The following is a 12,124-nucleotide window of genomic DNA, read 5'->3' as shown; positions in this document are numbered from 1 at the left end:
GAGACGAGGAGCACGAGGATGAGGAACGCGAGAACCGCGGCGCGAGTGGGGGCGGTATGCCTCGGCGCGGCGATGCTGGTCGGCATCGCCGGGGTCGCCGCCGCAGAGGAGCAGTACGGCGACGGCGCGGTCGACATCGGCGTGCAGATCGCCGAGCTCACCGAGCCCGGCGTGCTGGCCATGACGGTCGCGAACACCGCGACGACGCTCACCGAGAACGGGTCGACCCCGACGCAGCGCCAGTTCACCGGGCAGCTGCCGACGGTCACCGTCACCGACACCCGCACGGCCGAGGAGATCCCGGCAGGGGCCGGCTGGTACGTGATCGGCACCTCGAGCGACTTCATCGGGGATGCGGGGCAACCGGCGATCGGTGCCGGGCACCTGGGCTGGGCACCGCACCTCATCGACGGGGGCGATTCCGGGCTGGTCGCCGAGGGCGACGTCGTCGACACGGTGATGGACGACGGCGACCCCGACGCGGGCGCGCCGTACGGCCTCGTCGACCAGGAGCTGCTCGCGCTCGCGATCGACTCGGGTGCGATCGCGCCAGAGGGGCAGTGGACGGCGAACGCCGACCTGTACCTGCGGACCCCGGCGAACGTGGCGCCCGGCGCGTACACGGCCACGCTGACCCTCTCGCTGTTCGAGTAGGAACCCGCCGATGCGCCGACGCCCCGCCCTCCGAGCCGCTGCCGTGATCGCCGCGGTCACGGCGGCGATCGCGACCGGACCGGTGCTCGCACCGGTCGCCGCGTTCGCGGAGGACGGGGCCCCGGCCGTCACCTGGTCGGTCTCGCCGTCCGACGAGCCGGGCGACGAGCAGGGTGCCGAGCGGGGCGCAGCGCGTGGCGCCGACGGACGCGCCGGGATCGAGCTCGAACTCGACCCCGGCGCGACCGCGACCGAGCACCTCGTGGTGCGCAATCTCGGCGAGGAGGAGGTGCGGTTCACGCTCACGGCCGCTGACGGATACCTCACCTCGACCGGCAGGTTCAACATGCTCCCGTCGGACCAGGTGTCCGTCGACGCGGGGAGCTGGATCTCGCTCGACCCCGACGTCGTGGTTCCGGCGGGCGGGAGCAGCGTCGTGCCCTTCACCGTGACGGTGCCCGACGACGCGACCCCGGGAGACCACGCAGCCGGCGTCGCGGCGTCGATCACGGCGCTCTCGCGCGGCGACGGAGCGACGGTCGGCGTCGAGAGCCGGGTCGGGTTCCGCGTCACCACCCGCGTCACGGGCGAGATCGCGCCGGGGTTGACCGTCGTCGGCGACGGTGGCTACCGCATCTCGTGGAACCCGTTCGCGCCCGGTTCGGCCGAGGTGACCGCCGAACTCGCGAACACGGGCAACGTGCGGCTCGCCGTCGACCCGACGCTCACCTCCGGCGGTCGGAGCATCTCCGCCGGAGGCCTCGGATCAGGGCAGACCACCGAGCTGCTGCCGGGGGATCGCCGGACCGTGCGGTTCGCGGTGCCCGAGGTCTGGCCGCTCGGCCCGATCGCGCTCCCGGTGCGCGTCGAGGCGACGACGGTTGGGCCCGACGGCACCGGCTCCGCACTCGAGCCGGTCTCCCGCACGGTCACCGTGTGGGCCCTGCCACTGCCCCAGCTCGCGGTGCTCCTGGCGCTCGTGCTCATCGCCGTCGGCCTCGCCAAGGGGCGGAGCCGCCAGGCCGAGCGACTCGACCGGCTCGTCGCGGCGGCACGCGAAGCCGGGCGCCGCGAGGCGCTCGGGGCGGACGCGCGCACGTGAGCGACCCGTCGCCGAGATCCCCCTGATCGACGAGCGCCCGGGCCCGATGGATCCGGGCGTTCGCCATACCCCGTGGCCCCCTCGGTCATCCGCCCTGTCACCCGTTCGGGTTGCGTGATGGGTCGTCGACTGCGTAGCCTGAATTCCCGACCGAACAATCGGTCAGGAAGTCGGGCGACGCTGACGGCTTCCGTGTCCCTTCCCCCGAGCACGCCAGAACAACGGAGTTCGCATGTCGACCGAAGCCAGAGAGCGCACGCAGACCGGGCGCATGCCCGCCGAGGAGCGGAGGGTGCTCGCGGGCACCCTCGTCGGCACCTCGATCGAGTGGTACGACTTCTTCATCTACGCGCAGGCGGCCGGCCTCGTGCTCGCGCCGCTCTTCCTCGCGCCGCTCGCGGAGTCCAACCCCGGGCTCGCCCAGGTGCTGGCCTTCGCGACCATCGGCATCTCGTTCCTGTTCCGACCGCTCGGCGCGATCGTCGCCGGCTACCTCGGCGACAAGCTCGGGCGCAAGAAGATGCTCGTCTTCACGCTCATCATGATGGGTGTGTCGACCTCGCTCATCGGCTTCCTGCCGACCTACGCGGCCATCGGCATCGCGGCACCCGTCCTGCTCATCCTGCTGCGCATCCTGCAGGGGTTCTCGGCCGGCGGCGAGTGGGGCGGTGCGGCGCTCATGGCCGTCGAGCACGCCCCGAACGGCCGACGCGGCTTCTTCGGCGCCTTCCCGCAGATCGGCGTGCCGGTCGGCATGATCCTCGCGACCTTCACGCTGTGGGTGCTCACGAGTTCGATGTCGCCCGAGGCGTTCATGAAGTGGGGCTGGCGGATCCCGTTCCTGCTCTCGATCGTGCTCATCATCGTCGGCTACGTGATCCGTCGCGCGGTCGAGGAGAGCCCGGTCTTCGAGGAGCTGCTGAAGCGACGCAAGGAGTCCTCGACGCCGCTGCGCGAGCTCTTCAAGCACAACTCGAAGCAGGTCGTGCTCACGGCGGTCATCTTCATCGCGAACAACGCGGCCGGCTACCTGCTCATCGCCTACTTCGCGACCTACGCGGTGACGGCGCTCGGCATGGATCGTCCGAGCGTGCTGCTCGCCACCACGTTCGCGTCGTTCGGCTGGCTGATCTTCACGCTGTTCGGCGGGCGCATCTCCGACCGGCTCGGCCGGGTGCGCACGTTCCAGATCGGCTACGTCTTCCTCGCGCTGTGGGCGATTCCGATGTGGTTCCTGATCGACACCGGCGAGATCGGTTGGTACTTCGTCGCGCTGTTCGTCATGACCTTCGGACTCGGCCTCTCGTACGGCCCGCAGGCCGCGCTCTACGCCGAGATGTTCCCGGCTCGGGTGCGCTACTCGGGCGTCTCGATCGGCTACGCGCTCGGTGCGATCCTCGGTGGCGCGTTCGCGCCCATGATCGCCGAGGCGCTGCTGAACGCAACGGGCCAGTCGTGGACGATCGGGCTCTACATCGCCATCGCGGCGGTCGTCTCGCTCATCGGGGTATCGCTCGTCAAAGAGCCGAAGGGTCGCGACCTGCTCGAGTGAGCTGCGGATGCCGCGTGGCGCCGTCGACCCGGTCGTCGGTGCCGCGCGGCACGCCGCCGTCTGCACGCCGCCGTCTGCCAACGCCTCGACACGCTCGGCATCCGCCTCCGGGCCGTTTCGCGCCGCTAGCATGAGCGCGATGCGCTCCGTCCGTGGGGGTCACGGGTGCCGGGTGCGCACGACGTGGAGGGCACGACATGACCGACGACGGCAACCCGAATGCCACGCAACCCGCTGCGACGCCTCCGCCCGGGGGAGCCGAGACCGGCGCCCCGGCGGCGTCGTCCGGGAGCGCGACACCGACCACGACCACCGAGCCGAAGCCGGCCGGCGTGACCCGGGGGCTGCTCATCGGAGTGGGCATCGGCGTCGTCGTGCTGTCGTTCGTCGCGGCGTTCCTCGGGTCGTCGCTCGCGAGCTCGAACGACGCCGCCGAGGTGGCGGCCGCGCCGACGCCGACTGCCGTCGAGTACGACGAGGCCGCCTACGAGGAGGCGATCGAGGAGATCCTCCCGGCCGGCTCCGCGGTCCGCGCGGGAACGGGTGTCCCCGAGTCGGGCAAGGGGTACGAGGGCGACGTCTACATCGACCTCGCCAGCTCCGACGTCTACCTCTTCCAGGACGGCGACTGGACGGAGGTCGGCAACATCCGCACCTCGGCCGCCGAGAACCTGACGGGCGCGACCGGGGCCACGGGTGAGAAGGGCGCCACCGGCGAGACCGGGGCGAAGGGCGAGACCGGCGCCACCGGCAAGACGGGCGCCACCGGCAAGACGGGCGCGACCGGCGAGCAGGGCGAACCCGGCACGCAGGTGCTGCTCGGCGCAGCCGAGCCCGACCCGAACACCTGCACGACCGACGGCGACGTCTACATCGACACCGCGGCCGTGTCGTTCTACCTGTGCGACTCGGGCGAATGGGTGCTCTCGGCCCCGCCCACCCCGGCGCCCGAACCCGTCGAGGGCTGATCCGCCTCGCGTCGCAGACCGGCTTCCCGCGTGGACGGGGAGCCGGTCTCGGCGTTTCCGGACCCTCGGGTGGCGGCACGCGGCATCCGCCTGCCATAATTACTACCTGAACGGTCGGTCGGGAATTCCCGACCGGAGTGCGCACCCCGCACCGATGCCCGAGGCGTCGCGTTCGATCGGAGACAGTGCGGTCAGGAGTGAACCATGGCAGAGGCCTACCTCGTCGGCGGCGTGCGAACGCCGGTCGGGCGCTACGGCGGCGCCCTCGCGAGCGTGCGACCCGACGACCTCGCAGCCCTGGTCGTCGGTGAGCTCGTGCGCCGCGTCGGGCTCGACACGGCCGGTGAGCTCGGTGCGATCGACGAGGTCATCCTCGGCGCCGCGAACCAGGCCGGCGAAGACAACCGCAACGTCGCCCGCATGGCCGTGCTGCTCGCCGGCCTGCCCGACGAGGTGCCCGGCATCACCGTGAACCGGCTCTGCGCCTCTGGCATGTCGGCGATCACCATGGCCGCGCAGGCGATCCGTGCCGGCGACGCCGACCTCATCATCGCGGGCGGCGTCGAGTCGATGACGAGGGCGCCGTGGGTGCAGGCCAAGCCCGAGAAGGCCTGGGCGCGACCCGGCGCCGCGTACGACACGTCGATCGGCTGGCGCTTCCCGAACCCCGAGCTGCTCGCCCGCGAGAAGGCGACCTACGCGATGCCCGAGACGGCCGAGGAGGTCGCCCGCGTCGACGGCATCACCCGTGACCACGCCGATGCCTTCGCGCTGCGGAGCCAGCAGCGCGCCGCCGCCGCGATCGCCGCCGGCCGGTTCGAGGCCGAGATCGTCGGCGTGCCGACGCACCACGGCGAAGTGCTCGTCGACGAGGGTCCTCGGCCCGAGACCACGCTCGAGGCGCTCGCACGCCTCCGGCCGGTCGTCGCCGGCGGCTCGGTCGTGACGGCGGGCAACTCGAGTGCATTGAACGACGGTGCTTCGGCGATCCTCGTGGCGAGCGCCGAGGCGGTCGAGCGGCTCGGGCTCACCCCGCGCGCCCGGATCGTCGCCGCTGCCTCCGCGGGCCTCGCGCCCGAGATCATGGGCCTCGGCCCGGTCCCGGCGACCGAGAAGGCGCTCGAGCGCGCCGGCCTCGACCTCGACGACATCGGTTCGATCGAGCTCAACGAGGCCTTCGCGACGCAGTCGCTCGCCTGCATCCGCCGACTCGGACTCGACCCCGAGCGCGTCAACGCCGACGGCGGGGCGATCGCCCTGGGGCATCCGCTCGGCTCGTCGGGCTCACGCCTGATCGTGACCCTCCTCGGTCGCATGGAGCGCGAGCGCTCGCGCTACGGCCTCGCGACCATGTGCGTGGGCGTCGGTCAGGGGTCCGCCCTCATCGTGGAGCGCGTGTCATGACGGATGCCGCGGCGAACGCCGCCGCAGATCCCGCCGTCGACCCGGGCGGCGCGTCGCCCTTGCGCATCGAGCGACGGCCCGACCGCGTGATCGCCACGCTTGACCGCCCGGCCGTGCGCAACGCGATCGACCAGCGGACCATCGACGCGCTGCACCTGCTCTGCGCCGAGCTCGAGGCGATCCCGCGCATCCTGATCCTCACCGGGGCGGGGGGCGTCTTCGCCTCGGGCGCCGACATCCCCGAGCTGCGCGAGCGGCGCGCCGACGATGCCCGTCGCGGCATCAACGCGAACGCGTTCATCCGCGTGGCCGAACTGCCGATGCCCGTCATCGCGGCGCTCGACGGCTACGCGCTCGGCGGCGGGGCCGAGCTCGCGTACGCGGCCGACATCCGCATCGCCACGCCGTCGCTGAAGATCGGCAACCCCGAGACGGGGCTCGGCATCCTCGCCGCGGCCGGGGCGAGCTGGCGGCTCAAGGAGATCGTCGGCGACGCGCGCGCGGCCGAACTGCTGCTCACCGGGCGCACCGTCGAGGCCGACGAGGCCCTCGCGATCGGGCTCGTGAGCTCGCTGCATCCGCAGGAGGCGCTCCTCGACGCGGCGCACGCGATCGCCGATCGCATCGCCCGCAACGACCCCGCGGCGACGATCGCGACGAAGCGCGTCTTCCGTGCGCCGCGTGAGGCCCACCCGGCAGCCGACCTCGAAGCCCAGGCCGTGCTCTTCGAGAGCCCCGAGAAGTTCCGCCGCATGACCGAGTTCCTCGAGAGGAAGCAGAAGTGAACGACCGACTGACCAACGCCGGAGCGCCGCTCGACGTGGGCGTGCTCGGCGGCGGCCGCATGGGAGCGGGCATCGCGCACGCGTTCCTCCTCGCCGGATCCCGCGTCACGGTCGTCGAACGCGATGCGGATGCCGCGGGCGCGGCGCAGCAGCGCGTGCTCGAGTCCGTCGCGGCATCCGTTGCCAGAGGTGCCGCCGACGAAGGCGCCGAGGCCATGACCGCGCGGTTCGCAGTGAGCACCGACGTCGGCGCGTTCGCGCGCTGCGGGCTCGTCGTCGAGGCCGTGCCCGAGCAGCTCGAGCTGAAGATCGACGCCCTCACCCGGGTCGAGGCGGTGCTCGCCGACGATGCCGCGCTCGCCTCGAACACGTCGTCGATCTCGATCGACGGGTTGGCAACGCTGCTCGATCGCCCCGACCGGTTCCTCGGCATGCACTTCTTCAACCCCGTGCCCGCCTCGACGCTCGTCGAGATCGTGCGCGGGCGGGCGACGGAGGCGCCACTCGTCGACGCGGCGCGCGACTGGGTGCGCGCCATCGGCAAGACGCCCATCGTGGTCGCCGACGCGCCGGGGTTCGCGTCCTCCCGTCTCGGTGTCGTGCTCGGCCTCGAGGCGATCCGCATGCTCGAGTCGGGCGTCGCCTCGGCCGAGGACATCGACCAGGCCATGACGCTCGGCTACAAGCATCCGGTCGGGCCGCTGCGCCTGACCGACCTCGTGGGCCTCGACGTGCGGCTCGGCATCGCCGAGTACCTCGCCGAGACGCTCGGCTCGCGTTTCGAACCGCCCGCCCTCATGCGCCGCATGGTCGCCGAGGGCAAGCTCGGCCGAAAGACCGGCGAGGGCTTCTACGTGTGGGACACCCCGTGATGGGGCGTCCAGTGAAAGGAATCCAGATGACCGAGATCCTGCCCAGCTACGTGAACGGCGGTTGGTGGACGCCGGATGCCGCGGGGTCGCCGATTGCCTCCGCGTCCGAGGTGCGCGACGCGTCGACCGGCGAGATCGTGGCGCGAGTGTCGACCGAGGGCCTCGATCTCGGCGCGGCGCTGGAGTTCGCCCGCACTGTGGGTCAGCGCTCGCTCGGTGCCCTGACGTTCCACCAGCGTGCGGTGCTGCTCAAGCAGATGGCCCTCGCCCTCACCGAACGCAAGCAGGAGCTCTACGAGCTGTCGAGCCGCACGGGCGCGACGAAGCAGGACTCCTGGGTCGACATCGACGGCGGCATCGGCGTGCTCTTCGCCTACTCCTCGAAGGGTCGGCGCGAGCTGCCGAACGCGCAGGTCTACGTCGACGGCGGCGTCGAGCAGCTCTCGAAGGACGGGTCGTTCCTCGGGCGGCACATCTACACGCGCCTGCCGGGCGTCGCCGTGCAGATCAACGCCTTCAACTTCCCGGTGTGGGGTTCGCTCGAGAAGTTCGCGCCCGCGTTCCTCGCGGGGGTGCCGAGCCTCGTCAAGCCCGCGACGCCGACCGGATACCTCGCCGAGGCGTTCGTGCGCATCCTCGTGGAATCGGGCCTCCTGCCCGACGGTTCGCTGCAGCTCGTCTCGGGCAGCGTGCCGACGCTCTTCGAGCACCTGCGGCTGGGCGACCTCGTCGCGTTCACGGGATCGGCCTCGACGGCCGAGCACCTGCGCGCCAACGACTCGGTGCAGACCGGCGGTGTGCGCTTCACGAGCGAGACCGACTCGATCAACGCCTCGGTGCTCGGTCCCGACGCGATCGCCGGCACGCCCGAGTTCGACGCGTACGTCAAGCAGCTCGTCGCCGAGATGACGACGAAGGCCGGCCAGAAGTGCACGGCGATCCGCCGAGCCGTCGTGCCCGCGGCATCCGTCGACGGCGTCATCGAGGCGGTGCGGGCGCGCATCGCCGAACGCATCGTGATCGGCGACCCGCGCGCGGAGGGCGTGACCATGGGTCCGCTCGCGTCGCTCGAGCAGCGCGACGAGGTGCTCCGCCAGGTGCGCCGGCTCGCGGGCGAGGGCGGCGAGGTCGTGATCGGCTCGACCGATGCCCCGAGCGTGCGGCTCGCCGACGGCTCGACGGGCGTGCCGGTCGACGGCGCGTTCGTCGAACCCGTGATGCTCAGATTCGCGGATGCCGCGAGCGCCGCCCTGCACGAGGTCGAGGCGTTCGGGCCGGTGACCTCGATCGTCGGCTACGACACCGTCGACGACGCGGTGCGGCTCGTCGCGCGCGGCGGCGGATCGCTCGTCACGAGCGTGGCGACGCACGACCCGGCCGTCGCCGTGGCGCTCGCCTCGGGCATCGCGGCGTACAACGGGCGACTGCTGCTGCTCGACCGCGACGACGCCCGCACCTCGACCGGCCACGGCTCGCCGCTGCCGAACCTCGTGCACGGCGGGCCCGGCCGCGCGGGTGGCGGCGAAGAGCTCGGCGGCATCCGTGCCGTGCTGCACCACATGCAGCGCACCGCGGTGCAGGGCTCGCCCGAGATGCTCACCGCCCTCACAGGCGTGTGGCACGCCGGCGCGGCCTCGACGCCGTTCGCCGAGGCCGGGCAGCCGCATCCGTTCCGCAAGTCGCTCGCCGAGCTGCGCATCGGCGACCAGGTCGTCTCGGGCTCGCGCACCGTGACGCTCGAGGACATCGAGACGTTCGCGCACTTCACGGGCGACACGTTCTACGCCCACATGGACGAGGCCTCCGCCGCGGCCAACCCGTTCTTCCCCGGACGGGTCGCACACGGCTACCTGCTCGTGTCGTGGGCCGCCGGACTCTTCGTCGACGCCGCGCCGGGGCCCGTGCTCGCGAACTCCGGGCTCGAGAACCTGCGCTTCGTGACGCCCGTCTCGCCGGGCGACGCCATTCGCGTCGAGCTCACGGCCAAGCAGATCACCCCTCGCGAGACCGACGCGTACGGCGAGGTGCGCTGGGACGCAGTGCTGCGCAACCAGCACGACGAGCTCGTCGCGAGCTACGACGTGCTGACCCTCGTCGCGAAGGAGCTGGCCCCGACCGCGTAACCGGCTCGCAGTCTGCTTCGCGCCACGAAGGGCTAGTGCCGGCGTCTCGTGGCCGCGTCCGATGACTCCCGATCGTCTGGATTGCCGTCTCGGGCACCTGGCAGTGCCTCCAATCCTGTGCTCGCGGCCTCCGACCGCACTCCGACCATCGCGCCCATGGATGCATCGTGGATGCTCGGCGGGCAGGTTGTTCGACGACGGTATGCCAGTTCCGCCTCATCGGCTGAGGCGGAACTGGCATTCGAAATCCAGATCGGTCCGGAGCGGGGGTTGGGCCGGGCTCGGACATGAGCTTCGGGCCGTCAGCGGGTGGCCGGTGGCCGGTGGGCGGTGGGGCGCGCACTGCGGGCTCTGGGACGCGGTGGTCCACAGCTGAGACGCGGTGGTCGACGGCTGAGTTGTGCGCGGCTCGCGCGAGGCACGTGGGTCGGGCGTGGAGTTCGAGGACGACGGCGGCACCCGGTGCGGCGCGGACCCGAGGTCGCGTCAGCCGCGCAGCGCGAGCACGAAGGGCAGCACCGAGGTGGCGCCGGCCAGTCGGAGTTCGCGCGCCGCGACCGTGAGCGACCACTTGCTGTCGGCGAGGTCGTCGACGAGCAGCACGCCGCCGGTCGGCACCTCGAGGCCCTCGGTGGAGAACCGCTGCCAGACGCCGGCGAGGCGGAAGGCGCTGTTACCGCCGGGCTGTCCGCTCGGGCCGCCGTTCGCCGGGGCGAGCGCGCCGAGGTAGGGCAGCCGGCCGATGCGCGCGAGTCCCTCGGCGAGCGAGCGCACGAGCTCGGGGTGCGAGCGCGAGGGCATCGAGACGACCGCGACCGGCCGTTCGGCCCAGCCCCAGTCGGCGAGCACGCGCACGCAGGCGTCGAGCATCTGCGGCGTGACCGGCGCATCGGGCGCTCCCGCCGCGAAGACCTCGCGGAGGGTGCCGCCCCAGCCGAGGTCGGTCAGGCGGGCGAGCGCCCGGCCCTCGCCGGCCTGCTCGCCGGGGGCGATGCGGCCCTTGACCGGCACGCCGAGCCGATCGGCGCCGGTCGGCCATGCCTTGCGGGGCTCGACGGGCACGCCGACGCGATCGAGGGCTCCGGATGCCGCCTCGGCCGCCCCCTCGGCGAGGTCGCCCGGGTACCACACGCCGGCGCAGTTGTCGCAGCGGCCGCAGGGCGCCGCCGTCTCGTCGTCGAGGGAGCGCTGGAGGAACTCCATGCGGCATGCGTCGGTCTGCTCGTAGTCGATCATGTGCTGCTGCTCGGCCTCGCGCTCGGCCGCGATGCGCGCGTACCGTTCGGCGTCGTACCGCCACGGCTCGCCGGTGGCGACCCAGCCGCCCGAGACGCGGCGCACCGCGCCGTCGACGTCGAGCACCTTGAGCAGGAGCTCGAGCGGGGTGCGGCGGATGTCGACCCTCGCCTCGAGCGCCGGAGTCGACAGCGGCACGTCGGACAACTCGCCGATGACCCGGTGCGCGCGCTCCTCGTCTGGCATCGACGCCGTGGCGAAGTAGTGCCAGATCGCACGGTCTTCGGTGCCGGGCATGAGCAGCACGTCGGCGCTCTCGCTCGCACGGCCGGCGCGGCCGACCTGCTGGTAGTACGCGACGGGCGACGACGGGGCGCCGAGGTGCAGCACGAACCCGAGGTCGGGCTTGTCGAACCCCATGCCGAGCGCGCTCGTGGCCACGAGCGCCTTGACCTCGTTGCGCTTCAGCATGCCCTCGGACTCTTCGCGCTCGTCGGGGTCGGTCTGCCCGGTGTAGGCGCGCACCTCGTGGCCGCGCTCGCGGAGCACCCTGGCGATGTCGGTCGCGGCCGAGACCGTGAGCGTGTAGATGATGCCGGAGCCCGGCAGGTCGTCGAGGTGGCTGAGCAGCCAGGCGAGCCGGCTCGCCGAGTCGGGCAGTCGCAGCACGCCGAGGCGCAGCGAGGTGCGCGCGAGCGGCCCGCGGATGGTGAGCACGCCCTCGCCCGCATCGCCGCCCGCCGCGGTCGACCCGAGTTGCTCGGCGACATCCGCCACGACCCGGCTGTTGGCGGTCGCCGTGGTCGCGAGCACGGGCACCGAGGCCGGCATCTGCGCGATGAGGTCGCGCAGGCGTCGGTAGTCGGGCCGGAAGTCGTGGCCCCAGTCGCTGATGCAGTGCGCCTCGTCGACGACGAGCATGCCCATGCGCTGCACGAGCGCCGGCAGCTGCTGCTCGCGGAACGACGGGTTGTTGAGGCGCTCGGGGGAGACGAGCAGCACGTCGACCTCGTCGCGGTCGAGCGCCGCCAGCACGTCGGCCCACTCGTGCGCGTTCGTCGAGTTGATGGCGACGGCACGCACGCCCGCACGCTCGGCGGCCGCGATCTGGTCGCGCATGAGCGCGAGCAGCGGCGAGACCAGCACGGTCGGCCCGGCGCCCTCGCGGCGCAGCAGCAGCGTCGCGACGAAGTACACCGCCGACTTGCCCCAGCCCGTGCGCTGCACCACGAGCGCGCGCCTGCGCCCCTCGACGAGCGCCCGGATCGCTTCGAACTGCCCGTCGTGGAAGACCGCATCGTCGCGCCCCACGAGTTCGCGCAGGGCGCCGAGCGCCGCCGCATGCAGGTCGGAGGGCGCGGAGTCGGCAGGGGTCATGGGCCCACTCTGTCGGATGCCGCCGACAACCGCCTGTGCGAGAGCGACCGG

The 12,124-nt window shown here is 72.6% G+C and carries 9 protein-coding genes; 8 read left to right on the top strand and 1 reads right to left on the bottom strand.

Features of this window, described 5'->3' with window-relative positions; translation table 11 throughout:
• The first annotated feature begins 18 nt into the window (after positions 1 to 18).
• The 8 genes from GQR16_RS16740 (at position 19) to paaZ (ending at position 9,460) form a co-directional block, all read left to right on the top strand.
• A complete protein-coding gene (locus GQR16_RS16740) occupies positions 19 to 654 on the top strand; it encodes a hypothetical protein (protein ID WP_157416296.1) in 636 nt (211 codons plus the stop codon).
• Between the two features lie 10 nt (positions 655 to 664).
• The gene (locus GQR16_RS16735) at positions 665 to 1,756 is read left to right on the top strand and encodes a DUF916 domain-containing protein (RefSeq protein WP_157416295.1); all 1,092 of its coding nucleotides are present in this window, start codon (positions 665 to 667) and stop codon (positions 1,754 to 1,756) included.
• A 232-nt stretch (positions 1,757 to 1,988) separates the two neighbouring features.
• Positions 1,989 to 3,308, top strand: coding sequence for an MFS transporter (locus tag GQR16_RS16730; protein ID WP_157416294.1), 1,320 nt, complete (start codon positions 1,989 to 1,991; stop codon positions 3,306 to 3,308).
• 197 nt (positions 3,309 to 3,505) lie between these two features.
• On the top strand, positions 3,506 to 4,276 hold the full coding sequence (locus GQR16_RS16725) for a collagen-like protein (RefSeq protein ID WP_157416293.1): 771 nt from the start codon (positions 3,506 to 3,508) through the stop codon (positions 4,274 to 4,276).
• A gap of 204 nt (positions 4,277 to 4,480) precedes the next feature.
• Positions 4,481 to 5,680, top strand: a complete 1,200-nt coding sequence (locus tag GQR16_RS16720; RefSeq protein WP_157416292.1) for a thiolase family protein — start codon at positions 4,481 to 4,483, stop codon at positions 5,678 to 5,680.
• Positions 5,677 to 6,465 (top strand): enoyl-CoA hydratase/isomerase family protein, encoded by a 789-nt coding sequence (locus GQR16_RS16715; RefSeq protein WP_157416291.1) that lies wholly within the window; start codon positions 5,677 to 5,679, stop codon positions 6,463 to 6,465. Before GQR16_RS16720 ends, GQR16_RS16715 begins: the two co-directional genes overlap by 4 nt.
• Positions 6,462 to 7,337: a 3-hydroxyacyl-CoA dehydrogenase family protein gene (locus GQR16_RS16710; RefSeq protein WP_281351394.1), complete on the top strand. Its 876-nt coding sequence runs from the start codon at positions 6,462 to 6,464 to the stop codon at positions 7,335 to 7,337. Before GQR16_RS16715 ends, GQR16_RS16710 begins: the two co-directional genes overlap by 4 nt.
• A 26-nt stretch (positions 7,338 to 7,363) precedes the next feature.
• On the top strand, positions 7,364 to 9,460 hold the full coding sequence (gene paaZ, locus GQR16_RS16705) for a phenylacetic acid degradation bifunctional protein PaaZ (RefSeq protein WP_157416290.1): 2,097 nt from the start codon (positions 7,364 to 7,366) through the stop codon (positions 9,458 to 9,460).
• A gap of 486 nt (positions 9,461 to 9,946) precedes the next feature.
• Here paaZ and GQR16_RS16700 read toward each other — a convergent pair whose 3' ends face one another.
• Entirely contained in the window at positions 9,947 to 12,073 is a 2,127-nt protein-coding gene (locus GQR16_RS16700) for a RecQ family ATP-dependent DNA helicase (protein ID WP_157416289.1), read from the bottom strand.
• Positions 12,074 to 12,124: the final 51 nt, after the last annotated feature.

The organism is Agromyces allii (genome assembly GCF_009749385.1).
GTDB lineage: Bacteria > Actinomycetota > Actinomycetes > Actinomycetales > Microbacteriaceae > Agromyces > Agromyces allii.
This window is presented reverse-complemented; position numbering and strand designations above follow the sequence as displayed.